Annotated in this window: 20 protein-coding genes; 6 read left to right on the forward strand and 14 right to left on the reverse strand. The window is 66.0% G+C overall.

Annotated elements, in window-relative coordinates:
• Positions 1-224: 224 nt before the first annotated feature.
• The 5 genes from ATB98_RS03950 to ATB98_RS03970 all read right to left on the reverse strand — a co-directional run bounded on the left by ATB98_RS03950 (position 225) and on the right by ATB98_RS03970 (position 7,545).
• Positions 225-821 (reverse strand): hypothetical protein, encoded by a 597-nt coding sequence (locus ATB98_RS03950; protein WP_066869356.1) that lies wholly within the window; start codon positions 819-821, stop codon positions 225-227.
• On the reverse strand, positions 808-2,001 hold the full coding sequence (gene dapE, locus ATB98_RS03955; RefSeq protein WP_066869359.1) for a succinyl-diaminopimelate desuccinylase: 1,194 nt from the start codon (positions 1,999-2,001) through the stop codon (positions 808-810). Before dapE ends, ATB98_RS03950 begins: the two co-directional genes overlap by 14 nt.
• 161 nt (positions 2,002-2,162) lie before the next feature.
• Positions 2,163-5,348 (reverse strand): efflux RND transporter permease subunit, encoded by a 3,186-nt coding sequence (locus tag ATB98_RS03960; protein ID WP_066869362.1) that lies wholly within the window; start codon positions 5,346-5,348, stop codon positions 2,163-2,165.
• Positions 5,349-5,478: 130 nt separating this feature from the next.
• Positions 5,479-6,681 (reverse strand): efflux RND transporter periplasmic adaptor subunit, encoded by a 1,203-nt coding sequence (locus ATB98_RS03965; protein ID WP_066869365.1) that lies wholly within the window; start codon positions 6,679-6,681, stop codon positions 5,479-5,481.
• 48 nt (positions 6,682-6,729) lie between these two features.
• On the reverse strand, positions 6,730-7,545 hold the full coding sequence (locus tag ATB98_RS03970) for an alpha/beta hydrolase (RefSeq protein WP_066869368.1): 816 nt from the start codon (positions 7,543-7,545) through the stop codon (positions 6,730-6,732).
• 137 nt (positions 7,546-7,682) lie between these two features.
• Between ATB98_RS03970 and ATB98_RS03975 the strand changes: the two genes are divergently transcribed.
• Positions 7,683-8,621: a LysR family transcriptional regulator gene (locus tag ATB98_RS03975; RefSeq protein ID WP_066869371.1), complete on the forward strand. Its 939-nt coding sequence runs from the start codon at positions 7,683-7,685 to the stop codon at positions 8,619-8,621.
• Here ATB98_RS03975 and ATB98_RS03980 read toward each other — a convergent pair.
• Positions 8,585-8,977 carry a winged helix-turn-helix transcriptional regulator gene (locus ATB98_RS03980; protein WP_153435435.1) on the reverse strand — a complete coding sequence of 131 codons (393 nt, stop codon included), beginning with the start codon at positions 8,975-8,977 and terminating at the stop codon, positions 8,585-8,587. The genes ATB98_RS03975 and ATB98_RS03980 overlap by 37 nt on opposite strands.
• A gap of 95 nt (positions 8,978-9,072) precedes the next feature.
• Between ATB98_RS03980 and ATB98_RS03985 the strand changes: the two genes are divergently transcribed.
• Positions 9,073-9,390, forward strand: coding sequence for a DMT family transporter (locus ATB98_RS03985; protein WP_066869377.1), 318 nt, complete (start codon positions 9,073-9,075; stop codon positions 9,388-9,390).
• A gap of 70 nt (positions 9,391-9,460) precedes the next feature.
• On the opposite strand, the gene ATB98_RS03990 is transcribed toward ATB98_RS03985, so the two are convergent.
• From ATB98_RS03990 to dapD, 3 genes are all read right to left on the reverse strand, one after another.
• The gene (locus ATB98_RS03990) at positions 9,461-11,359 is read right to left on the reverse strand and encodes a DEAD/DEAH box helicase (protein ID WP_066869380.1); all 1,899 of its coding nucleotides are present in this window, start codon (positions 11,357-11,359) and stop codon (positions 9,461-9,463) included.
• 146 nt (positions 11,360-11,505) lie between these two features.
• Positions 11,506-11,892, reverse strand: coding sequence for a DUF805 domain-containing protein (locus ATB98_RS03995; RefSeq protein WP_066869383.1), 387 nt, complete (start codon positions 11,890-11,892; stop codon positions 11,506-11,508).
• Between the two features lie 2 nt (positions 11,893-11,894).
• Positions 11,895-12,752 carry a 2,3,4,5-tetrahydropyridine-2,6-dicarboxylate N-succinyltransferase gene (dapD, locus tag ATB98_RS04000; protein WP_066869386.1) on the reverse strand — a complete coding sequence of 286 codons (858 nt, stop codon included), beginning with the start codon at positions 12,750-12,752 and terminating at the stop codon, positions 11,895-11,897.
• Between the two features lie 293 nt (positions 12,753-13,045).
• Here dapD and ATB98_RS04005 point away from each other — a divergent pair, with 293 nt between their 5' ends.
• On the forward strand, positions 13,046-13,945 hold the full coding sequence (locus tag ATB98_RS04005; RefSeq protein WP_066869389.1) for an LOG family protein: 900 nt from the start codon (positions 13,046-13,048) through the stop codon (positions 13,943-13,945).
• 270 nt (positions 13,946-14,215) lie between these two features.
• Here ATB98_RS04005 and ATB98_RS04010 read toward each other — a convergent pair whose 3' ends face one another.
• Positions 14,216-14,929, reverse strand: a complete 714-nt coding sequence (locus ATB98_RS04010) for a pyrimidine 5'-nucleotidase (RefSeq protein ID WP_153435804.1) — start codon at positions 14,927-14,929, stop codon at positions 14,216-14,218.
• 211 nt (positions 14,930-15,140) lie between these two features.
• Here ATB98_RS04010 and ATB98_RS04015 point away from each other — a divergent pair, with 211 nt between their 5' ends.
• A complete protein-coding gene (locus ATB98_RS04015) occupies positions 15,141-16,055 on the forward strand; it encodes a DMT family transporter (protein ID WP_066869392.1) in 915 nt (304 codons plus the stop codon).
• A 130-nt stretch (positions 16,056-16,185) separates the two neighbouring features.
• Positions 16,186-16,962, forward strand: a complete 777-nt coding sequence (locus ATB98_RS04020; RefSeq protein ID WP_066869395.1) for an isocitrate lyase/PEP mutase family protein — start codon at positions 16,186-16,188, stop codon at positions 16,960-16,962.
• A 191-nt stretch (positions 16,963-17,153) separates the two neighbouring features.
• Here ATB98_RS04020 and argB read toward each other — a convergent pair whose 3' ends face one another.
• A complete protein-coding gene (gene argB / locus ATB98_RS04025; RefSeq protein WP_066869397.1) occupies positions 17,154-18,041 on the reverse strand; it encodes an acetylglutamate kinase in 888 nt (295 codons plus the stop codon).
• A gap of 267 nt (positions 18,042-18,308) precedes the next feature.
• Here argB and ATB98_RS04030 point away from each other — a divergent pair, with 267 nt between their 5' ends.
• Positions 18,309-19,022, forward strand: a complete 714-nt coding sequence (locus ATB98_RS04030; RefSeq protein WP_066869399.1) for an anti-sigma factor — start codon at positions 18,309-18,311, stop codon at positions 19,020-19,022.
• A gap of 73 nt (positions 19,023-19,095) precedes the next feature.
• Here ATB98_RS04030 and ATB98_RS04035 read toward each other — a convergent pair whose 3' ends face one another.
• The 3 genes from ATB98_RS04035 to ATB98_RS04045 form a co-directional block, all read right to left on the reverse strand.
• The gene (locus ATB98_RS04035; protein ID WP_066869402.1) at positions 19,096-19,635 is read right to left on the reverse strand and encodes a DUF1269 domain-containing protein; all 540 of its coding nucleotides are present in this window, start codon (positions 19,633-19,635) and stop codon (positions 19,096-19,098) included.
• A gap of 140 nt (positions 19,636-19,775) precedes the next feature.
• Positions 19,776-20,429, reverse strand: coding sequence for a ribosome biogenesis GTP-binding protein YihA/YsxC (yihA, locus tag ATB98_RS04040; protein ID WP_066869478.1), 654 nt, complete (start codon positions 20,427-20,429; stop codon positions 19,776-19,778).
• Positions 20,430-20,485: 56 nt separating this feature from the next.
• Positions 20,486-21,418 carry a DMT family transporter gene (locus ATB98_RS04045; RefSeq protein ID WP_066869481.1) on the reverse strand — a complete coding sequence of 311 codons (933 nt, stop codon included), beginning with the start codon at positions 21,416-21,418 and terminating at the stop codon, positions 20,486-20,488.
• Positions 21,419-21,426: the final 8 nt, after the last annotated feature.

The raw sequence follows: 21,426 nt of genomic DNA on the forward strand, positions 1-21,426 counted from the left end.
CCTGCCGAAATCCGCCAAAAAATCGCACCAACCGCGATGGCTTGCGGTAACGCAACACGATTTTCAGCAGCCTGCTAGATTGCGAAGTGCTCTGGCGAGCAAAACTCCACCCTCATCCGCCCGCCGATGGAAGGGACAAGCGGCGTGGCCACGAGTCTCCTTCGCCCCGTCTTCACGGGGAGAAGGTGGCCGGCAGGCCGGATGAGGGGCAATCGCGGCTCAAGCTACCCCGGCATCAGGCCGAAGAGGTGCTGCAGGAACTGCATGATCATCAGCGGCGACAGCAGGAAAAGCGTGGTGAGCGCGGCGGCGAGCAGGTTCTGGTTGGCGGTGACGGTGCGCAACAGGCGGAAGAGCAGCGCCGCGTTGGCAAAGATCAGCAGAAGCCACAACAGGGCCACCAGATCCGCGCTGCCCGGTACGAGCAGCAGCATCGCGGCCGGCACGGCCATGGCATAGGCCAGCGGCACCTGCAGCCAGTTGGTGGTGACGATCACCGGCACCACGAAGATCGAAAAGCCGAGCGGGCGCGCGAGAATCGCGGTGAGGGCGATCGGCAGCAGCCAGCCGGCGAGATCGGTAATCATGAGCTCGACGAAAAAGCCGAAGCCGACCGTCGTGCCGCTCGGCATCGCCGAAAGATAGTAGAGCCGCCAGGAGGCCCAGCCGACGGCGAGCGCCGGCAGCGACCAGAGCATCGCCGTGAAGGAGCGCCAGAGGCCGTCTTCGCTGATGTCCAGCCAACGATAGCCTTCACGATCGCCCTGGATCAGCAGCCACAGTCCCTTGATGTAGACAAGGACCTCGTCAAGCAGCGGCATGGCCGAACCAGCGGGCGATGAAGGTTTCGTAGATGCCGGTGAGCGTCTCCAGATCGGCAAGGGCGACGCGCTCGTCGACCATGTGCATCGTCTTGCCGACAAGGCCGAACTCGACCACCGGGCAATAATCCTTGATGAAGCGCGCATCCGAGGTGCCGCCGGTGGTGGAAAGCTGCGGCTGGCGCCCGGTGACCGCCTCGACCGCGGCGGAAAGCGAATCGATCAGGGCGTTGTTGCGCGTCAGGAAGACGTGGCTCGGCCGCTCGCTCCAGGCGATGTCGTATTGGACCGGTGCGCGGCCGGGCCTGAGCGCCCCCTCGGCCGCCGCGCGATCGAGGCGCGCGACGATCTCGGCCTTCAGGCTTTCCGCCGTCCAGCTATCGTTGAAGCGGATGTTGAAGGCGGCGCTCGCCCTGGCCGGAATGACGTTGACGGCGGCATTGCCGACATCGATCGTTGTCACTTCGAGGTTCGACGGCTGGAAATTCTCCGTACCTCCGTCGAAGGGCGGGTCCATCAGCGCCTGCGTGAGCTGCAGGATGCCGCGCACCGGATTGTCGGCGAGGTGCGGATAGGCGGCGTGGCCCTGGACGCCGTTGACGGTGATCCGGCCGGAGAGCGATCCGCGCCGGCCGATCTTGATCATGTCGCCGAGTTGGTCCGGGTTGGTCGGCTCGCCGACGAGGCAGGCGTCCCAGTGCTCGCCCTTCGCCGCCGCCCATTCGAGGAGCTTGACGGTGCCGTTGATCGCCGGGCCCTCCTCGTCGCCGGTGATGAGGAAGGAGATCGAGCCCTGCGGAGGCCCGTGCTTCTCGACATGGCGGGCGACCGCCGCCACGAAGCAGGCGATGCCGCCCTTCATGTCGACGGCACCGCGTCCGTACATCTCGCCATCGGCAATCTCGGCCGAGAAGGGGGGATGGCTCCAGGCGGCCTCGTCGCCGACCGGCACGACATCGGTGTGGCCGGCGAACATCAGATGCGGGCCGTCGCCGCCGATCCGGGCATAGAGATTGTCGATATCCGGCGTTCCCGCCTCCTTTGCCACGACGCGGTCGATCTTGAAGCCGAGCGGCTCGAGCATGGCCGCGAGAGCGGTAAGCGCCCCGCCTTCGGCCGGGGTGACGGACGGGCAACGGATAAGGGCGGCGAGATTGGAGATCGGATCGGTGGGGAACATTGAACGGATTGCCTGCGGGAAGCCGGTGGGCCAAGAAACTGAGTTTGCCGGTTTATCCGATCGGCCCCCGGCTGTCACGTGCGATGCGACGGGCGAGCCGCCGAAACGGAAACGGGCCGGACGATTGTCCGGCCCGTTTCCTGCGCGCTGCGGCAAGCCGGCTACTCGCCGGGGGCGAGATGCGGCGCCTCGATCTGCGCGCCGGCGTGCTTCAGCGGCCGCTCGCCGGAGAGCTTGCGGATCAGCACGTAGAAGACCGGCGTCATGAAGATGCCGAAGGCCGTGACGCCGATCATGCCGGCAAACACCGCCACGCCCATGGCCGCCCGCATCTCGGCGCCGGCGCCCGTCGAGGTGACGAGCGGTACGACACCCATGATGAAGGCCATCGAGGTCATCAGGATCGGCCGCAGGCGCAGCCGGCTCGCCTCGATCGCGGCCGCGACGGCAGTCTTGCCGGAGAGCTCGAGCTCGCGGGCGAACTCGACGATCAGGATCGCGTTCTTCGCCGACAGGCCGACCAGCACGATGAGGCCGATCTGGGTGAAGACGTTGTTGTCGCCGCCGGTGAGCCAAACGCCGGTGAGCGCCGCCATGATGCCCATCGGCACGATCAGCACGATGGCGATCGGCAGCATCAGGCTTTCGTACTGGGCCGCGAGCACGAGATAGACGAGCAGCAGCGCCAGCGGAAAGACGAGGATGCCCGAATTGCCGGCGAGGATCTGCTGGTAGGTCAGGTCCGTCCACTCGAAGGAAATGCCCGGCGGCAGCGTCTCGGCGGCGATCCGCTCGATGGCAGCCTGCGCCTGGCCGGAGGAGAAGCCCGGGGCCGGCCCGCCATTGATGTCGGCGGCGAGGAAGCCGTTGTAGCGGATCGCCCGCTCGGCGCCGACCGTCTGCTCGACCTTGAGCAACGCCGACAGCGGGATCATCTCGCCCGATTGCGAACGGACCTTCAGCCTGCCGATATCGGCGGCATGCGCCCGGTAGTTCGCGTCGGCCTGGACGCGCACGCTGTAGGTGCGGCCGAAGGCGTTGAAGTCGTTGACGTAGAGCGAGCCCAGATAAATCTGCAGCGTCTCGAAGACGTCGGTCACCGCCACGCCGAGCTGGCGCGCCTTGACGCGGTCGAGATCGGCATAGAGCTGCGGCACGTTGATCTGGTAGCTCGAATAGAGCCCGGCCAGTTCCGGCGTTGCCATCGCCTTCGCCAGGAAGGCCTTGGCCGCGTCGTCAAGCGCCCGGTAGCCGAGGCCGTTTCGGTCCTCGATCTGCAGCTTGAAGCCGCCCGTCGTGCCGAGGCCCTGGACGGGCGGCGGCGGGAACATGGCGATGAACGCATCCTGGATCGCGCCGAACTCCTGGTTCAACTGCATTGCGATCGCGCCGCCCGAGAGTTCCGGCGTCGTGCGCTCCTCGAAGGGTTTTAGCGACACGAAGACGATGCCGGAGTTAGACGAGTTGGTGAACCCGTTGATCGACAGGCCCGGGAAGGCGATCGCATGCTCGACGCCCGGGTGCTTCAGCGCGATCTCGCTCATGCGGCGGATGACGTCCTCCGAACGGTCGAGTGTCGCCGCATCCGGCAATTGCGCGAAGCCGATCAGGTACTGCTTGTCCTGGGCCGGCACGAAGCCGCCGGGTACGGCGCGGAACAGCGCGAAGGCGACGCCGAGGAGGATGACGTAGACGCCCATGACCAGCGACTTGCGCCTGAGGATGCCGCCGACGCCGCGGCTATAGGCTTCCGAACTCGTGCCGAAGAACCGGTTGAAGCCGCGGAAGAACCAGCCGAACAGCGCGTCCATGATCCGCGTCAGCCTGTCCTTCGGCGCATGATGGTCCTTCAGGAGAAGGGCGGCGAGCGCCGGCGAGAGGGTCAGCGAATTCAAGGCGGAGATCACCGTCGAGATGGCGATCGTCAGCGCGAACTGGCGGTAGAACTGGCCGGTGAGGCCGGTGATGAAGGCGAGCGGCACGAAGACCGCGACGAGCACCAGCGCGATGGCGATGATCGGCCCGGAGACCTCGGACATCGCGCGGTAGGTCGCCTGGATCGGTGACAGGCCCTGCTCGATGTTGCGCTCGACGTTCTCGACGACGACGATCGCGTCATCGACGACGATGCCGATCGCCAGCACCAGGCCGAAGAGGCTCAGCGCATTGATCGAGAAGCCGAAGACGTACATCACGGCAAACGTGCCGACGATGGAGACCGGTACCGCGACGAGCGGGATGATCGAGGCGCGCCAGGTCTGCAGGAAGACGATGACGACGAGCACCACCAGCGCAATCGCTTCGAGCAGCGTGTGGACGACCGACTCGATCGACGCGCGGACGAACTGCGTCGTGTCGTAGACGATCTCGTAGTCGACGCCCTCCGGCATGGTCTGCTTCAGCTCGGCCATGACCTTGTGGACGTTCTCGGAGATCTGAATGGCGTTCGAGCCGGGAGCCTGGAAGACGCCCATGCCGACGGCGGCCTTGTTGTCGAGCAGCGAGCGCAGCGAATAGTCCGCGGCGCCCATTTCGACGCGCGCGACGTCGCCGAGGCGGGTGATCTCGCCGTTCTCGCCGGATTTGACGACGATGTCGGCGAAATCCTCAGGCGTCCTCAGCCGTCCTTGCGCGTTGACGGAAAGCTGCAGGTCGAGGCCCGGGACCGAGGGCGAGGCACCGATGACGCCTGCCGCCGCTTGGACGTTCTGCTGGCGGATGGCATTGGTGATGTCGCTTGCCGCAAGCCCGCGCTCGGCGGCCTTCTGCGGGTCGATCCAGACGCGCATCGAATAGTCGCCGCCGCCGAAGATCTGCACCTGGCCGACGCCCTCGACGCGGGCCAGCCGGTCCTTGACGTTCAGGACGCCGTAGTTGCGCAGATAGTTGATGTCATACTGGCCGTTCGGCGAGATGAGATGCACGACGAGCGTGAGGTCGGGCGAGCTCTTGACGGTGGTGACGCCGAGGCGGCGCACCTCTTCCGGCAGGCGCGGCTCGGCCTGGGCGACGCGGTTCTGCACCAGTTGCTGGGCCTGGTCCGGATCGGTGCCGAGCTCGAAGGTGACGGTCAGCGTCATCAGCCCGTCGGCGGTCGCCTGGCTCTGCATGTAGAGCATGCCCTCGACGCCGTTGATCTGCTCTTCGAGCGGCGTGGCGACGGTTTCGGCGATGACCGAAGGGTTGGCGCCGGGATATTGCGCGCGCACGACGATCTGCGGCGGCACGACTTCCGGATATTCGGAAATCGGCAGGCCGGTCATGCCGATCAGGCCGGCGACGAAGATGAGCACGGAGAGAACGCCCGCGAAGACCGGGCGGTCGACGAAGAAGCGTGAGAAGTTCATGACATCCCCCTTGGGAACTTCGGGCAGACGAAGGGCATCTGCGGCCGAGAACCTCGCCCGCGAGCACCGATGCATGCCGTTTGAAACTTTGTGGCGCCCTGCCGCTATCGCCTGGCAGGGCGCGCCCTGGCTATGGTTTCGCGATCGAGGCGGTTGCCTGCTCGACCGGCTGCGGGGCGACGACGACGCCGGGGCGCACCCGCTGCAGGCCGTTGACGACGATGCTCTCGCCGGGTTTCAGGCCGCTTTCGACGATCCTCAAGCCGTCGGCGATGGGGCCGAGCGTCACCTGCCGGTATTCCACCTTGTTGTCCGATCCGACGACGAGGACGAATTTCTTGTCCTGGTCGGAGCCGATGGCGCGATCGCTGATCACCAGCTTCTCGGCCGGCGCCGGATCGCCGATGCGGATGCGGACGAACTGGCCGGGAATCAGCCGGCCGTCGGCATTGGTGAGCGCCGCCCGGACGCGAATGGTGCCGGTCTCGGCATCCACCTCGTTGTTGATGAGCTGGATATGGCCGGTGATCGGCGTGCCTTCGTCCGCCGCGGTGCCGATCTCGACGGGAATGCGCTCGATCGCATCGGCGCCGGCCGAAGCGGAAAGCTTGGCGAGTGCGGCCGCGACCACCTCCTCGCTGACATTGAAGCTCGCATAGATCGGGTCGACCGAGACGAGCGTCGTCAGCACCGGCGAGGCGGAGCCGGCGGAAACGAGGTTGCCGGCGGTCACTTCCAGCCGGCCGACGCGGCCGGTGATCGGCGCGCGCACCTCGGTATATTGCAGGTCGAGCCGCGCCGAGCGCAGCGCCGCCTTGGCCGAGCGGACGTTCGCCTGCGCCTCGTCATAGGCGCTGAGCCGCTGGTCGACGCCGCTTTGCGGTATGGCGCTGGTGGTGACCAGCTTGCGGCCGCGGTCGAGCTCGGTCTTGGCGAGCGCCACGCGCGCTTCGGCCGCCGCGACCTCCGCTTCCGCGCGCTCGACGGCGGCGGCATAGGGTTCGGGGTCGATGGTAACGAGCAGGTCGCCCTTCTTGACCATCGCCCCTTCGCGGAAATGGGCGCTCAGGATCGCGCCGCCGACGCGCGGGCGGACCTCGACGCGCTCGATCGCCTCGAGCCGGCCCGAGAAGCTTTCCCAGGTGGTGATCCGGCGCGCTTCCGCCTTGGCGACGGAGACCGGCACGGCGGCCGGCGCCGCCGGAGCCTCGGTTGCGGCGTCGGCCGTGAACTGGTTGGGAATGCCGAAAAGCACGGCGGCGCCGCCGGCAACGGAAAATAGGATGCTCAGGCCGGCGCCCCAAAGGACCCGGCGGGTTACGGTCGTCGTCATGTTTTCTCCTTGCCGGCTGGGAGCTCCGGCTCCTACTGGTTTGTCTCTTTACGATTTTGTCGGCTTCGCCCCCGCCCGCTCGAAGAAGCGGGCGAAGAGGCCGGATATGGTCTTTTGCTGCGACGGCCAGTTGTCCTCGGCCGAGGCATTGGCGGGCAGCCAGGCGACGCTCCCCGGCAGCACGTGCATTTCCACCGGAACCCCGGCCTCTCGCAGCCGCTCGGCATAGGCCTCCGTCTCGTCACGCGCCGGACATTCCTCGCTGGTGATGACGAGGGCCGGAACGAGGCCGCCGAGCCGCGTACAGTGACCGGGCGCCGCATAGGGATGCGTCAGCCCGCTGCGCTCGCCGAGATATTGCTGCCAGCCCTCGGCGATCGACTGCACCGAGCTCTGCGGACAGAACTTGCGGAACGACGGCGTCGCCAGACAGGGGTCGAGCAGCGGCGAAAGCAGGATCTGCCCCTTGAGGTCGGTCAGGAACTGGTCGCGCGCCATCAGCGCCAGGCCGGCCGCAAGGTTGCCGCCCGCCTCCTCGCCGGCGACGAACAGCATGGATTTCTTATGCGCGAACTGCGGACAGCGGCTGCGCATCGACGAAAGCATCGCATAGGCGGCCTCGAGCGCCGCCGGAAACGGGTTCAGACAGGCGGAAGGATATTCCGGCGCGACGACCACCGCGCCCGCGGCTGCCAGCGCTTCGGCCACCTTCTCTCCCGCCGCGATCGAATCGCCGACGAAGCTGCCGCCATGGAGATGTAGCACGACCGGCGGCGGCGAAAGCAGCGACGCGCCCCGGTAGACACGGGCGCGGCACGAGCCCTGGCCCGTCTGCATCGTCTCTTCGGTAAAATGCGCGGTCATCTCTTGTCTCCACCACGGGTGAATCCCTAGATGAGGGACAACCCGCGATGTTTGCAGCATATCATTGTCTTTCGTCTGGAATAGTCCGCGGGTGTTGACTACACTATTCGGTATTTCGAACAATCCGGTTATTGAAAATGGACCAGCTCACGGCCATGCGCGTTTTCCTTCGGGTGGTGGAAACCGGCAATTTCACCCGGGCCTCCGCTTCGCTCAACATGCCGAAGGCGACCGTCACGAATCTCATCCAGGGATTGGAGGCACACCTGCGGACGAAGTTGCTCAACCGCACCACGCGCCGGGTCCTGGTGACGCCGGACGGCGCGCTTTATTATGAACGCGCCGCGCGCCTCATCTCCGATCTCGACGAACTGGACGGCAGCCTGTCGAGCGCCCAGAGCCTGCCGAAGGGCCGCCTGCGCGTCGAGACGGCGAGCGCCTTCGCCAATCTCATCATCATTCCGGCCTTGCCCGAGTTTCACGGGAGATATCCGGACATCCAGATCGATCTCGGCGTTTCCGACCGCACCATCGACTATCTCGCCGAGAACGTCGATTGTGCCATCCGCGCCGGTACGCTGACCGACCAGTCGCTGATCGCCCGCCGCATCACGGAGATGAAGTTCGTCACCTGCGCCTCGCGGGACTTCCTCGCGCGGCACCCGGTGCCGCGGCACCCGTCCGACCTCGAGAAAAACTGCCATGCCGTCGGCTATTTCCTGCCGATATCGGGGCAGCAGATGCCCTTCCATTTCCGGCGCGGCAACGAGGAGATCGAGGTCAATTGCCGCTATGCCGTGGCGGCCAACGAGTCGACGACCTATCTCGCCGCCGCGCGTGCCGGCCTCGGCGTCATCCAGGCGCCGCTCTTCATGGTGCGCGACGATCTCCGCGCCGGCACCATGGTGCCGGTGCTTGCCGATTGGCAGGTCGACCCGATGCCGATCTATCTCGTCTATCCGCCGAACCGCCATTTGAGCAGCCGGCTGCGCGTCTTTGCCGATTGGGTGGTGAAACTGGTGGCGCAGATCGACGCCGATCAGGCGGATGTGCCGCTCGCCCGTTCGGCGTCATAGCGCTCGCGCGCCGCGTCAAGCGCGGGAAAATTCGTCTCGGCCCAGCGGTCGAGCACGTTGAGGGCCTCGCTCAGCGAACGCCCGACATCGCTCAGGCGATACTCCACATGCGGCGGCACGGTCCCCTTGTCCTCCCGGATCACGAGGCCGTTGCGCTCGAGCTCCTTGAGCGTCTGGGTCAGCATCTTCTGGGAGACGTCGCCGAGCTTGCGCATGAGCGCGGCGTTGCGCATCGGCCCGTTCTCCAGGGCCGAGATGATCAGCATCGCCCATTTGCCGGCGACGAGTTCGAGCGCGTGGCGCGAGGAGCAGGCCGGGTCGAAGACGCTGGGGTTCGTTGGCGTGGCGGAAGACATTTCCATAGTTACCAGAAGGTGCGTAATTGCTCTTCGGTGCCTATGCTACCAGATTGAGGCCGAAGTTGAAATCCGAGGAACCAAGGGAGACGACGATGGCTTGGATGGTACTTCTGGCAGCGAGCGCCGTTGAAATCGCCATGGGGCTGGCGCTCAAATATGCGGACGGCTGGACCCGGCCGATACCGAGCGCCCTCGGCGTGGCCGCGGCGCTGGGCAGCGTCTACCTGCTGACGATTGCCATGCGCGACCTGCCGGCCGGCACCGCCTATGCCGCCTGGACCGGCATCGGCGCCGTCGGCATCACCGTGCTTGGCATGATCCTCTTCGGCGACCCGGTTTCCTGGCTCCGGCTCGCCTGCATTGCGATGATCATCATCGCCGTCGCCGGCTTGCGCTATCTGGAGGCTTGATCCCGGTCGGAGGGTAGGGTGTCGTCAGGGTGTCGTCGCCCGACGATCCCGCTTCTCCGATCAAGGCCAATCAAGCCTGGCGCTTCTTGGCGTTGTTGCGCTTGGCTTTCGGCTTGAAGTCGCCGGCGTTCCCGGCTTCGGGCTTGCCTTTCTTCTTGCTCCAGGGCTTCTCGTCCCGCTTCCCCGGCTGCGCATCCTGGGCGAGAGGAGGCTTCTTTTCGAAGGCGCGCTTCGGCTTGAAGTCCTTGCGCCCGCGTTCCGCCGGGGCCTCGGCCGGCCGCGGCCGCTTCTGCGCGAAATCCGATCTGTCCTCGCGCGGCTTCGAGCTGTCCGGGGCGCCCTGAAGGGGCTTGACGCGAATGCCCTTCTCCAATGTCCGGTTCGGCCCGATCGCCGAGAGGAAGCGATCGGCCCCTTCCGCCGTCAATTCGACGTAGGTTTCCTCAGGCTGCATGCGGATCGCGCCGATATCGTGCTTGGTGAGCTTGCCATGGCGGCAGAGCATCGGGATCAGCCAGCGGGGCTCGGCGTTCTGCTTGCGTCCGACGGAGAGCGAAAACCACTGGCCATCGCTGAAATCGGCGCGCGGAGCGGCGCTTTCCCTGGGGCCGCCGGCCTGTGCGTCCCGCCGGTTCTTGCCGCGCTCGGCGGCAACCGCCACATCCGCCAGGTCTTCCGGTGCCGACCGGCCGGCGCGGAACTGCCTGACGAAGGCGGCCGCCAGTTTCTCGGCCCCATGGCGCTCGATCAGCTGCCGCACGATCGCCGCCTCGTCTTCACGCACCGCCTCGTCAAGGGTCGGATCGGCAATGAGACGTTCCTCGTCGCGCCGCGTCACCTCGTCCGCCGACGGGGGCTTCGCCCAGCTCGCGGTGATGCGGCCCCCCTCCAGCAACCGCTCGGCCTTCCGCCGCTGATTGACGGGGACGATCAAGGCGCTGACGCCCTTCCTTCCGGCGCGTCCGGTGCGGCCGCTGCGGTGGAGCAGCGTTTCGGCATTGGTCGGCAGGTCGGCATGGATCACCAGTTCGAGGCCCGGCAGGTCGATGCCGCGCGCGGCGACGTCGGTCGCGATGCAGACGCGGGCGCGGCCGTCGCGCATCGCCTGCAGCGCATGGGTGCGTTCGTTCTGGCTGAGCTCGCCCGAGAGCGCCACGACCGAGAAGCCGCGATTGTTGAAGCGGGCGGTCAGGTGGTTGACGGCGGCGCGGGTCGAGCAGAAGACGATGGCGTTGCGTGCCTCGTAGTAGCGAAGCACGTTGATGATCGCGTTCTCGCGGTCGCTCGGGGCGACGAGGAGCGCGCGGTATTCGATGTCGCCGTGCTGCTTGTCATCGGAGGCGATCCCGATGCGGACGGCGTCGCGCTGGTAGTTCCTGGCGAGCGTCGCGATCGAGCGCGGCACGGTTGCCGAGAACATCAGCGTCCGGCGTTCGGCCGGCGCCGCTTCCAGGATGAACTCGAGATCCTCGCGGAAGCCGAGATCGAGCATCTCGTCCGCCTCGTCGAGCACGACGGCCCGCAGCGCCGAAATATCGAGCGAACCCCGGCGGATATGATCGCAGAGCCGTCCAGGCGTGCCGACGACGATATGGGCACCGCGTTCGAGCACCCGCCGTTCGCTGCGCATGTCCATGCCGCCGACGCAGGAGGCGATCGTCGCGTCCGCAAGTTCGTACAGCCAATCGAGCTCGCGCTTGACCTGCAGCGCCAGTTCGCGCGTCGGCGCGATCACAAGCGCCAGCGGCGCCTCGGCGGCGCCGAACTGCCTTGCCGAGCCGAGAAGGCTCGGCGCGAGTGCGAGGCCGAAGGCGACGGTCTTGCCGGAGCCGGTCTGGGCGGAAACCAGCGCGTCGGCGCCGGCGAGCGCCGGATCGAGCATGGCTTGCTGAACGGGCGTCAGCGCATCGTAACCGCGTTTTGCCAACGCCTCGGCGATCGCCGGTGCGATCCCTTCGTATTCTGTCATCTCTCGTCTTTCGGATTTCACGCCGGCAGACGAGCGGACCTCGGATCAGGTCGTCATCGGGCGACGATTGCCGCGGCCAGCAACTGCGCGGCCTGTTCATTAGTCGCGCTACATACTTGGCGGCGACGCGAATGTACAGGAGGGAATTAAGGCCGGCTCGGCGCGTTGCGGCGATTGCCGTATTCGTTCGCCCCGGCTGCGCCCGGCCAGAGGCAGAGCGCGATGAAGACGATCGGGCTCAGCACGGGAATGAAGAGACAGAGCGCCAGCGGCCCGGGATAGCCGATATCGTGCAGCCGCTTGATCGCGAGCATTGCGATCGACACGGTGGAGAGCACGCCGGAACCGATCAGCGCCAGCGTCCAGAGCGCCAGCGCCGCGTCCTCCCCCTCGTTCTTGATGACCTGCATGAGGAAAATGGAGCCGACGGCGAACCAGAACAGCCAGGACAGCAGGAAGGGCAGGCGGCCGATGCGGCCGGAGGGGCTGAAGAACAGCCAGGTCATGCTCGGCTGCCGCCCCTCCTCGGCCATGGTCAATCCCGGAGCAGTTCGTTGATGCCGGTCTTGGAGCGGGTCTTCTCGTCGACCCGCTTGACGATGACGGCGCAATAGAGGTTCGGCGCCGGCTGGCCGTTGGCCATGGTCGAGCCGGACGGCATCGAGCCGGCGACGACGACGGAGTAGGGCGGCACTTCGCCATACATCACCTCGCCGGTGGCGCGGTCGACGATCTTCGTCGACTTGCCGATGAAGACGCCCATGCCGAGGACCGAGCCCTCGCGGACGATGCAGCCCTCGACGACCTCGGAGCGGGCGCCGATGAAGCAATTGTCCTCGATGATCGTCGGCCCCGCCTGCATCGGCTCCAGCACGCCGCCGATGCCGACGCCGCCGGAGAGATGCACGTTCTTGCCGATCTGGGCGCAGGAGCCGACGGTCGCCCAGGTATCGACCATGGTGCCCTCGCCGACATAGGCGCCGAGATTGACGAAGGAGGGCATCAGCACCGCATTCGGGGCGATATAGGCCGAGCGGCGGACGACGCAGTTCGGCACCGCGCGGAAGCCGGCCTTCTCGAATTCGTTGACGCTCCAGCCGTCGAACTTCGAGGGCACCTTGTCCCACCAGACCGATTCGCCCGGGCCGCCCTTGACGAGTTCCATCGGGTTCAGCCGAAACGAGAGCAGGACCGCCTTCTTGAGCCACTGGTTGACGGTCCAGGTGCCGTCGGCGCCACGTTCTGCCACGCGCACCTTGCCGCTGTCGAGCAGGTTGAGCGCCGCCTCGACGGCATCGCGCACCGCGCCGCGGGTGCCGGTATTGACGGCTTCGCGATTCTCAAACGCGGTCTCGATCGTCTGCGACAGGGAGGCGAGGTCTTGGTTCGTCATCGGAATTCCTTAAGGTTCGGCGTTGTGCTGCAAGCTCTACTGCATAATTCCCGAATTCGGAACCGGCTTCATTGTTCATGCGGCAATTCGGCAGCCGACTCGTGCGTCATGGGAACTGGCGGTCCAACGAGGGAATCCTGAAAAGTTGAAGGGCTTTTCCTCTCGGGCTCCTCGACGGGGACTTGGCAAGCCTCGTCGTTTCCGGCAGTAGGACGCCTTCATGGCCGAGCAACAGGAACGGGACGCGCCCGGACGAGGTCTCTGCTGGTCGAAACGCGACGGGAAGACGAAACATGGCACGTATGAAGAAGCGCGCTCTGCGCCGCAAGGGTGGGGTCTGGGATCCGCTGGCAGACAGCGCACAGAGCAGGCAGCGCGCATCGACCGTGCCGTTGACGCCGCAATCGGCCTCGCCGACCTACCGGCTCGCCTATATTGATGACGACTTCCTCTGCCGCGAGGAGCTGAGGCCCGTCCGCCTGCAGCTCGAGCTCCTGAAGACGGAGATGATGCTCGAGGAGCGCGGCATCAACTCCACCGTCGTCATGTTCGGCGGCGCGCGCATTCCGGAGCCGGGCGGCGAGGCCTGGGCGGCCAAGAACGACATCCAGCGCAAGAATCTCGAGGCAGCCTCGGTCTACTATGCCGAGGCGCGCAAGTTCGCGCGCCTGTGCTCGGAGCAGTCGGCAAAGCTCGGCTACAAGGAATATGTCATCGTCACCGGCGGCGGCCCGGGCGTCATGGAGGCGGGAAACCGCGGCGCTGCCGATGCCGGAGCGCCGTCGATCGGCCTCAACATCGTGCTGCCGCACGAACAGGCGCCGAACGGCTACGTGACGCCGGAACTGTCGTTCAATTTCCACTACTTCGCCATCCGCAAGATGCATTTCCTGCTGCGCGCCAAGGCGGTAACGGTCTTCCCGGGCGGTTTCGGAACGCTCGACGAACTGTTCGAGACGGTGACGCTGATGCAGACCGGCCGGCTGGCGCTGGTGCCGCTCATCCTGTTCGGCGAGAAATTCTGGCGCACGATCATCAATTTCGAGGCCCTCGCCGAGTTCGGCACCATCGCGCCGAACGACATAAACCTCGTGCACTTCGTCGAGACCGCCGAAGAGGCATGGGACATCATCGCCCGCTTCTACGAGACGGTCGATCCACGCGAGATGCCGATGGCATCCGGGCGGCGGTAGGGCCCGAAGACCCCTCACAAAGACCCCACATAAGACCCCTCCCCAACCCCTCCCCACAAGGGGGAGGGGCTAGGCGGCCGCGGCTGCCGTCTGCCCCGTCGCGACCTCGCGTCTACCGCAAGGTAGAGATCGAAGGGTATGGGGCGCGGCATCGTAAGCCCCTCCCCCTTGTGGGGAGGGGTTGGGGAGGGGTCTACGGCAAAGGGTTGGGAGGGGGGGTCTGCGGCAAGGGGTTGGGACGGTTCTTTTCGCCCCCTCTTCAGTCGCCAATCACACCTTCGCCATCACGCGCCGCAGGAAGCCGGCGAGATCCTCGGTGACGTAGTCGATCTGCTCGTCGGCGTCGCTCGACGTCTCCCAGGCCTCGGCGAATTCGTATTCGAGGTTGCGCGGCACCAGGAGGACCGTTTTCATGCCGAGCGCCTTCGGCACCAGGAGGTTTCGCGGCAGGTCCTCGAACATCACGGCGTTGCCCGTGTCGATGCGGTGGAGGCTCATGAACTTGTCGTAGGTGCCGCCGGCGGGCTTCGGCACGAAGTCGGCTGCGACGATGTCGAAGATGTCGTCGAAATGGTCGAGGATGCCGAGCGCGCGCGCCGTCATCTGCGCATGGGAGACGCTGCCGTTGGTGAAGATGAACTTGCGTCCGGGCAGTGCCTTGATCGCCTCGCCGAGTGCCGGATCCGCCGGCACCACGCTGTAGTCGATCGCGTGCGCCCGCTCCAGAAAGTCGTTCGGGTCGACGCCGTGATGGATCATCAGGCCCTGCAGCGTGGTGCCGTGATCGCGGTAGTATTCCTTCTGCAGCTTCTTCGCCTCCGCCGGCTCCAGCGACAGGAGCTCGGCCACATAGGCCGTCATGTTGCGGTCGATCTGCGCGAACAGGTTGACGTGATGCGGGTAGAGCGTGTTGTCGAGATCGAAGACCCAGTCGGTGACATGGGCGAATTCGGCATGGGTCGGGAGGCGATTGAGCTTCTTCATGGCCCGCCTTATGACATGGCCCGCCCTCGAAGCAAAACGGATTCCCAAAACCGCTGCACACTTTCGGGCGACATGCATGATTGCGCAATGCACTCACATGCGTCCGCGCCACCGCTTTCCTTCTCTTGCCGCAAAATGTGCGACGTCAGGCGGTTCCGCTCGACTGCTATTGGCGATGGATTGTCGGCCATCCGTGTGCTAGCCGGCGGATATGCAAACCTGGGTTTTGATCACCATTGCCGCGGCCTTCCTCCAGAATGTCCGCTCCGCCATGCAGAAGCACCTGAAGGGCGTCATGGGCACGACCGGCGCGACCTTCGTGCGCTTCGGCTTCGGCCTGCCCTTCGCGCTGCTCTACCTCGTGATCCTGTGGCGTGTCGCCGGCCATCCGCTGCCGGTGCCGGACGCGGCGTTCTTCCGCTGGGCGATCGTCGGCGGCATCGCGCAGATCGCCGCGACCTTCCTGCTCGTGCATCTCTTCTCCTTTCGCAATTTCGCGGTCGGCACCGCCTATTCGCGCACCGAGCCCGCCCAGGCGGCACTTTTCGGCCTGATCTTCCTCGGCGAAAAGGCGAGCGAGGGCGCGCTGGTGGCAATCGCCATATCGGTGGTCGGCGTCATGCTCATCTCGGTCGCGCGCACGACGCTGACGGCAAGGTCGCTGCTGATGTCGGTCTTCAGCCGCACGGCCGGGATCGGCCTGCTCTCCGGCACCTTCTTCGGGCTCTCCGCGGTCGCCTACCGTTCCGCCTCGCTGGCGCTCACGGCGAGCCTGCCGGCGCCGGACTACCTGATGCAGGCGGGCTTCACCCTCGGCTTCGTCATCCTGCTCCAGACCCTCGTGATGCTCGCCTGGATCGTCGCGCGGGAACCGGAGGAACTGAAACGCATCGGCGTCGCATGGAAACCGGCCTTGCTCGTGGGCTTCGTCGGCGCCTCGGCCTCCTTCGGCTGGTTCTCGGCGATGACGCTGCAGCAGGCGGCGATCGTCAAGGTGGTCGCCCAGGTCGAGATGCTCTTCACCTTCGCCTCGTCCTTCTTCATCTTCCGCGAATGGATCAACCGGCTCGAGCTCGTCGGCTGCCTGCTGATCGTGCTCGGCGTCGTCATGCTGCTCGTCATCTGAAGAGCCATGAGGCGGCTTCCAAAAACGGGCGCTTGGATTTCGGCGGATGCGCGCCGATTCCGCGCGCGCTTCCTGGCCCAGCCGATTACAATTCCGAATCGATCACGCTTCGTTTTTGGGAGGAGATGCGATGAACCAGGAGGAGAGGGCGCTCGCCTTTACGGCGCTGCACCGCAAGGGCGATCCGATCGTTCTTTACAACATATGGGATGCGGGCAGCGCCCGCTCAGTCGCCGAGGCAGGTGCCAGGGCGCTTGCGACCGGCAGCTGGTCGGTGGCGGCCGCGCATGGTTTCGCCGACGGGCAGAAGCTGCCGCTGGCGGTGCTGATCGAAGTCGTCCGCGAGATCGTCGCCGCGACAGACCTCCCGCTCTCGGTGGATTTCGAGGGCGCCTATTCGGAGGATCCGGCAAAGGGTGCCGCCAACGTGGCCGAGATCATCGATGCGGGCGCGATCGGCATCAATTTCGAGGACCAGGTCGTCGGCAAGGGCGGCGTCCATGCGATCGACAAGCAATCGGCGCGCATCCGGGCGATCCGCGAGATGGCGGAGCGCCAGGGCATTCCCCTGTTCATCAACGCCCGTACCGACCTGTTCCTGCAGGAAGGCGATGCGGCGAAGCATGCCGGCCTCGTGGACGAGGCGATCGCCCGCGCCGCCGCCTATGCCGAGGCGGGTGGCAGCGGCTTCTTCGCGCCGGGGCTCGCCGACGTCGGCCTGATCGCCAGGCTCTGCGCGGCATCGCCCCTGCCGGTGAACGTGATGATGAAGCCGGGAGCGCCCGATCTCGCCGCACTTGCCGCCGTCGGCGTCGGCCGCGTCAGCTACGGACCGTTCCCCTACCGGGCGATGATCGCCTGGCTGCGCGGCGAAGCGGAGAAGGTGTATGGAGGTGCAGGAAAGTAGGCGGTTTTCGGCGGCCTCTTCATCCGCCTGCCGGCACCTTCTTCCCGTTCTGACGTCGGTCTACCGGGGAGAAGGTGCTCGCGGCATGCTCCCCAGTCCCCTCTCCCCGCATGCGGGGAGAGGGTTAGGGTGAGGGGCAATAATTTACTTGGGTAGGGGCAATTTGAGGGGGTAAATCCCGCCGCAGCGCCTTACGGCACGATCAGCGTGCCGGCGCCGTGCTCGGTGAAGATTTCGAGCAGCACGGAGTGGGCGGTCTTGCCGTTGAGGATGACGACGCCCTGGACGCCGGCCTTGATCGCGTCGATGCAGGTCTCGACCTTCGGGATCATCCCGCCGGAGATCGTGCCGTCGGCAATCAGGTTGCGGGCCTCGGCAACCGACAATTCCTTGATCAGCTCGCCCTTCTTGTTGAGGACGCCGGCAACGTCGGTCAGGAACAGAAGCCGCGTCGCGTTGAGCGCGCCGGCGATCGCGCCGGCGAAGGTGTCGGCGTTGATGTTGTAGGTGTGGCCGTCGCGTCCGGGCGCCACCGGCGCGATCACCGGGATCATCTCGGAGCGGGCGAGCAGGTCGATGAGCGTGCGGTCCACCTCGACGACTTCACCGACGAACCCGAGGTCGAGCACGCGCTCAATATTGGAATCCGGGTCGCGAACGGTCTTCTTCGCCTTTTCCGCGAAGACCATGTTGCCGTCCTTGCCGCAAAGGCCGATCGCCCATTCGCCGGTCTGGTTGATGAGGGCGACGATCTCCTTGTTGATCGAGCCGGCGAGCACCATCTCGACGATCTCGACGGTCTTCTCGTCGGTGACGCGAAGGCCGCCTTCGAATTTCGATTCGATGCCCATCTTGTTGAGCATGGCGCCGATCTGCGGGCCGCCGCCATGCACGACGATCGGATTGACGCCGGATTGCTTCAGAAGCGCGATGTCGCTCGCAAAGGCACGCCCGAGTTCCGGATTGCCCATTGCATGGCCGCCATATTTGACGACGATCGTCTTGTTCTCGTAGCGCTGCATATAGGGCAGGGCCTGGGCAAGCAAGCGTGCCTGGATTTCACTTTCAGATGCGGACATGGCGGACCCTCGAAGAATATCGGCTGCTGTTTAGCGCAAGTTTCCGGCAGATGGAATGATCGGAGCGCAACATAGGACCCGTATTGGCAGGCGCGGCAGGTCGAGCGTCCCGCGGCAGCTTTGACGATCAGCACCATCCCCGCTCGTTGCGAAAACCCATCGCCAAGGCGATTGACGCGATTTATGATATGGCTGATCCTGCTCGCCTGACCAATGTGAATGCGGCCCGCGGCGAGGTCTCCCGAAGACGAGAGAGTGCATGGAGCGATGACGAGACAGAAGCCCGAGAGCGGGGATTCCCGCCGCGACGAAGTGATCGCGGGGGAGTACGTGCTTGGGGTTCTCTCGGCTGAAGACCGCCGCAAGGTCGAGGCTCGCATGGCGACCGATCGCGATTTTGCCGCCATGGTGCTGCGCTGGCAGAACAATCTCGCCACCTTCGACCAGGCCTACGAGCTCGCCACGCGGCCGGCCCGCGTTCTCGCGGCGGCCGAGGGGGCCCGCCTCCAGGCGCCGGCGAGGGTCAGCCAATCCGGCGGCCTCTGGAACTCGCTTTCGTGGTGGCGAAGTCTCGCCATTGCGTCGCTCGCGGCCGTTGCCGTGCTGGCCATGTCGCTGGCCGGCCTGTTCGGCGGCGGGTCGGGCGGCGCGCCGCTGGTGGCGGAACTGGAGGGACAGGGCAGCGACATCGGCCTCGTCGCAGAGTTCCATGCGGGCTCCGGGCGCCTGAGGCTGACTCCGGTTGCCGGCCAAAAGGAGCAGAAATCCCTGGAGCTCTGGCTGATGCGGGGCGACGGCGCTGCCATCTCCCTCGGCGTGCTGCCACGCTCCGGCGAGGGCGAAGTGCTGCTTCCCCCTGCCTTGCGGGCCAAATTCACCGCCGGCTCGACACTTCTGGTCAGCGTCGAGCCGCTGGGCGGTTCGCCGACGGGCGCGCCGACTGGCGCCATCGTCGCCCGCGGCACCACACGCTATCGCTAGAGCGCGATGCACTCACATACGTTCGCGCCATCGCTCGACCTGTTTGTTTGTAATGGGCAACCTCGCGGACCGGTCAGAACGTCCCGGCCTGGGGCGAGGGCGTCTGCGCGTCGGTGATGGCGGCTTGCAGCCTCTGCTCCTGCTCCGGGGACAGCGATGTCTTCAGCACGCGGCCGCGAAAACCCCCGAGTTCGGCCAGCACCTTCTCCGGCTGCACCTTGCGTACCAGGATGAAGAGTGCCGAGGAATTGTTCGGGATGGTGTTGCCGAGCGATTTGATGAAGTCGTCGTCGATGCCGTAATCGGTGAGCGAGCCGGAGAGGGCTCCGGCGCCGGCGCCGATCGCGCCGCCGATGGCGAAGCCTGCGAGCGGGTTCAGGAAGAGCAGGCCCACGAGACCGCCCCAGAGCGAGCCCGAAAACAGGCCCGATGCCGCACCGACGGCGGTCAGATTGAGGCTCTGCTTCAGATGCACCTTGCCCTCGGCGTCCCGCACGACGACGACGGCGTCTTCCAGATCGATCAGATATTCCTTTTTCAGGCTGCTGAGCTTCAGGAGAACCTTGTCGGCATCTTCCGGTGAATCGAATCCCACCACAATCAAGTCGGACATCTTTCTCTCCTTTGATCCTGGCCGACGAAACTTGGTCGCCGCCAGCCGGAGATAGAGCGGCCGGCGTTTCGGGGTAGGGAGAGGCTCGAAAGACTTTGCGTGTTCGGGGCAATCACCGCATCAAGGGGCGGGAAAGCCCTTCAGCGCGCGACCGCGAGCCCGATCGCCGCTCGCAACTCCTCGATGCCAGCGCCCTTTTCGGACGAGGTCGACAGCACCTCCGGGAAGGCCGCGGGGCGCTTCCTGATCTTCTCCAGCGTCGCGTCGACCAGCCCCGGCACGCCGGCCGCCTTGATCTTGTCGGTCTTGGTGAGCACGATCTGGTAGGAGACCGCCGCCTTGTCGAGGAGCGCCAGCACCTCCTCGTCGTTCTTCTTGATGCCGTGGCGGGCATCGATCAGCACATAGACGCGCTTCAGCGTCGACCGGCCGCGCAGGTAGTCGAAGACGAGCTTCGTCCAGGCGTCGACCTGTTCCTTCGGCGCCTGGGCGTAGCCGTAGCCGGGCATGTCGACGAGCGCCATCGGCGGCAGGTCGCCCGCCTCGCCGGAATAGCCGTCCGGCACGAAGTAGTTTAGCTCCTGCGTGCGGCCCGGCGTGTTGGAGGTGCGCGCCAGGCCCTTCTGCCCGACGAGCGCGTTGATCAGCGACGACTTGCCGACATTCGAGCGGCCGGCAAAGGCGATCTCCGCCGGCCCCTCGGGCGGCAGGAACTTCATCGCCGGAACGCTGCGGATGAAGATCCACGGGCGGCCGAACAGCGGCTTGTCGTCTTTTGTGGTGGTTTCGGCCATCGCCAGTCGGTCCATTGTCGAGAAAGCCCATGGCTTCCCGGTTTTGGCAACGGATGTCAAGGTGTCGGCGTCCGAACTGCCCGCCCGGGGCCGTTCCGCTTGCCCCGGAACTCATTGAAGAGATAGGCAAGCAGCGCCAGGAAGATGAAGGCGCCGCCGACGATCGTGCGGCCGCTCGGCACCTCGCCGTGAATGATCGCAACCCAGACGGGGGCGAGGACGGTTTCGGCCGTGCCGAGCAGTGCGGCAAGCGCCGACGGTACCAGCCGGGCGCCGGTGACGAAGAGCGCCATGCCAAGCCCGAGATTGAAGGCGCCGAAGGCGAAGAGCAGGGCGAGTTCGCCCGGCGTCACCGAAAGGTCGGACGATTGGCTTGCGGCAATGGCGCTGGCGGCGAAGCAGCCGAAGCAGGTCGCCGGAGTCATCCGCACATGCGGGTAGCGGCGGGTGATCACGGTCGCGAAAGCGAAGACGACCGGGATGAGCAGCGCAAGCGCATCGCCGACCGGCGAGACCGCGCCGTTCAGGCTCTCCGACACCATGATCGCCACACCGAAGATCACGGCGGTGATCGCACCCCAGGTGAACCGCGAAACCCGTTCACGAAACAGGACCCAGCTCATCAGCGCGGCGAACAGGGGCACGCCGGCCCCGAGCAGAACGACATTGGCGATCGTCGTGTAGGAAATGGCGATGATGAAGGAGGTCGAGGCGGTGGTGAAGCAGAGCCCGACGGCAATGCCCGGCCAACCCATGCCCCTGGCGAGCGACACGGTGCCGCGCGGTCCGTCGCGAACGAGCATGAACGCCAGCAGGAAGAGACCGGCGAACAGGCAGCGCCAGAAGACGATCGTCCAGCTATCGGAAATATGCAGGAAGCGCGCGATGGCTCCGCCGAAGCTCCAGAAGAAGGCCGAGCCGAAGACGAGCAGGGCGCCGAATTTTTCGTTGGCGCCGAAGGAGGCTGAGGTGGCCGACGGTTCCGTCATGACAATTG

It is taken from the genome of Sinorhizobium saheli (genome assembly GCF_001651875.1).
GTDB lineage: Bacteria > Pseudomonadota > Alphaproteobacteria > Rhizobiales > Rhizobiaceae > Sinorhizobium > Sinorhizobium saheli.

Bases quoted from the DNA above. Each gene is read 5' to 3' on its own strand.
- ATB98_RS03950 (WP_066869356.1), bottom strand. From the start codon at position 821: ATGCCGCTGCTTGACGAGGTCCTTGTCTACATCAAGGGACTGTGGCTG.
- dapE (WP_066869359.1), bottom strand. From the start codon at position 2,001: ATGTTCCCCACCGATCCGATCTCCAATCTCGCCGCCCTTATCCGTTGC.
- ATB98_RS03960 (WP_066869362.1), bottom strand. From the start codon at position 5,348: ATGAACTTCTCACGCTTCTTCGTCGACCGCCCGGTCTTCGCGGGCGTT.
- ATB98_RS03965 (WP_066869365.1), bottom strand. From the start codon at position 6,681: ATGACGACGACCGTAACCCGCCGGGTCCTTTGGGGCGCCGGCCTGAGC.
- ATB98_RS03970 (WP_066869368.1), bottom strand. From the start codon at position 7,545: ATGACCGCGCATTTTACCGAAGAGACGATGCAGACGGGCCAGGGCTCG.
- ATB98_RS03975 (WP_066869371.1), top strand. From the start codon at position 7,683: ATGGACCAGCTCACGGCCATGCGCGTTTTCCTTCGGGTGGTGGAAACC.
- ATB98_RS03980 (WP_153435435.1), bottom strand. From the start codon at position 8,977: ATGTCTTCCGCCACGCCAACGAACCCCAGCGTCTTCGACCCGGCCTGC.
- ATB98_RS03985 (WP_066869377.1), top strand. From the start codon at position 9,073: ATGGCTTGGATGGTACTTCTGGCAGCGAGCGCCGTTGAAATCGCCATG.
- ATB98_RS03990 (WP_066869380.1), bottom strand. From the start codon at position 11,359: ATGACAGAATACGAAGGGATCGCACCGGCGATCGCCGAGGCGTTGGCA.
- ATB98_RS03995 (WP_066869383.1), bottom strand. From the start codon at position 11,892: ATGGCCGAGGAGGGGCGGCAGCCGAGCATGACCTGGCTGTTCTTCAGC.
- dapD (WP_066869386.1), bottom strand. From the start codon at position 12,752: ATGACGAACCAAGACCTCGCCTCCCTGTCGCAGACGATCGAGACCGCG.
- ATB98_RS04005 (WP_066869389.1), top strand. From the start codon at position 13,046: ATGGCACGTATGAAGAAGCGCGCTCTGCGCCGCAAGGGTGGGGTCTGG.
- ATB98_RS04010 (WP_153435804.1), bottom strand. From the start codon at position 14,929: ATGAAGAAGCTCAATCGCCTCCCGACCCATGCCGAATTCGCCCATGTC.
- ATB98_RS04015 (WP_066869392.1), top strand. From the start codon at position 15,141: ATGCAAACCTGGGTTTTGATCACCATTGCCGCGGCCTTCCTCCAGAAT.
- ATB98_RS04020 (WP_066869395.1), top strand. From the start codon at position 16,186: ATGAACCAGGAGGAGAGGGCGCTCGCCTTTACGGCGCTGCACCGCAAG.
- argB (WP_066869397.1), bottom strand. From the start codon at position 18,041: ATGTCCGCATCTGAAAGTGAAATCCAGGCACGCTTGCTTGCCCAGGCC.
- ATB98_RS04030 (WP_066869399.1), top strand. From the start codon at position 18,309: ATGACGAGACAGAAGCCCGAGAGCGGGGATTCCCGCCGCGACGAAGTG.
- ATB98_RS04035 (WP_066869402.1), bottom strand. From the start codon at position 19,635: ATGTCCGACTTGATTGTGGTGGGATTCGATTCACCGGAAGATGCCGAC.
- yihA (WP_066869478.1), bottom strand. From the start codon at position 20,429: ATGGCCGAAACCACCACAAAAGACGACAAGCCGCTGTTCGGCCGCCCG.
- ATB98_RS04045 (WP_066869481.1), bottom strand. From the start codon at position 21,418: ATGACGGAACCGTCGGCCACCTCAGCCTCCTTCGGCGCCAACGAAAAA.